Raw genomic sequence first — 1,438 nt, 5'->3', positions numbered from 1 at the left:
AATGCTTCCTGTGGTCAGACTGTTTTTTTCTGCCGACGCGGTGCTTTCAATAATGCCTCCGGTTAGGGTTGTTTTATCTTTAACGTTGATCTTAAAGCCGCCATCACCCGCTTTAATGCCTGATTGCTCCACGACACTATGATAATCGCTAGAAGATTTATTCTTGTTCAAGGATATATTGGTTGTGGCTGTACCATCCTTTTCTCGGCTATTATACCCAATGGAAACAGAGTTTTGCTTGCTGGAAAAAACAATCGCGCCATTCCAAGCGAAGGCAAGGATGGCAGATTGTTGATCATCACAAATAGCAAGACTTAAGGATAGCATTCATATTGTTCTGGATGCTTTTTACAAAAAGGGCTATTTAAGCGCTTCTTGACACTGCGCCTCGGGATCACAGCGCCAGGACGACAAATGGGAAGATCCTCGGCTTTATGATTTCCACACCAGCCCCCCCTATCATATTTATCATGAAAACCAGCTTGAATCATACAAGCTTCTATGGTTGCCCATGCATTGTTGCTTAAATTTCTGTTTTCTGGAAATACATCATAAGGTGCTGGCATTCCACATTCTAAAAGTGCTTTTTTTACCTCAAGCCGATCTGCTCCTGATTTCTCCCACACCGTGAAGTATCCTGCAGGAGGTTTATTAAATTGGCATCCCGTTATAACTAATAAAGCTATGCAACTCAATAATTTAAAGATTTGTTTCATTTTTTCCTCCTTAAAGGAAATTGTTCACGATGAGATGAGCCATAAAACTTTTGGCATTTATAACCCACATCTCCAAGACAGGTATGGGAGCTTATGGGATTTGTAGCCACTCTCCACCATTCTTTCCACCTGCTACTACCAGCAGGTGCTGTCTCGTAAGTANGGCTATACCGTGAACACCTTCTTGTTTGAAAGAATTCAGCATATTCCCCAATGTCATTGTCCCACGGCTATGTCCATAAAGTTCTAATCCTGTAAGACCATAGCTATACATCAAATCTTTTGCTTCTTGTGTTGAATTGGTTAAACCCCAAAAGTTATTTTCCATAAACTTCTGATAGCCTGCGACCAGAAGTTCTGAGATAGCAGAATCGGCTTCTGGAAACACAACAAAATAAAGCGGATTATTTTTATTCTCCGCATGTTGCTCTGCATAAACAGCTGCCTCATAGAGTGGTGTAAAAATGCCATTAAAGGACACATGCACTTTGCCATCAGCACCTTCTTGCAAATGCTGCTTTTCTTCATCCGTTAAATAATGTGCGTAAGGTATTGGTTGTCCACGAGCATCTCTTATAGGTACCCCATTTGCATCTATTTCATAGAGTATATTACCCTTTTCATCACGGTCGACCACGGCGATGGGGTGCTCTTTGATAAACATGGTTTTATAAGAGTCATCACTGTATTTAAATCCTTCTTCTAAAAGTTGGGTTGCCATT

At 41.0% G+C, this 1,438-nt stretch carries 1 protein-coding gene and 1 pseudogene; both read right to left on the bottom strand.

Features of this window, described 5'->3' with window-relative positions:
* Positions 1-246, bottom strand: a pseudogene (locus tag ACFIJ0_RS07420) (filamentous hemagglutinin); the annotation flags it as partial.
* A gap of 68 nt (positions 247-314) precedes the next feature.
* Positions 315-716, bottom strand: a complete 402-nt coding sequence (locus ACFIJ0_RS07415) for a hypothetical protein (RefSeq protein ID WP_375643919.1) — start codon at positions 714-716, stop codon at positions 315-317.
* Between the last annotated feature and the right edge of the window lie 722 nt (positions 717-1,438).

This window comes from Bartonella sp. OC68QHHN, from assembly GCF_042193875.1.
Lineage (GTDB): Bacteria > Pseudomonadota > Alphaproteobacteria > Rhizobiales > Rhizobiaceae > Bartonella > Bartonella grahamii_A.
This window is presented reverse-complemented; position numbering and strand designations above follow the sequence as displayed.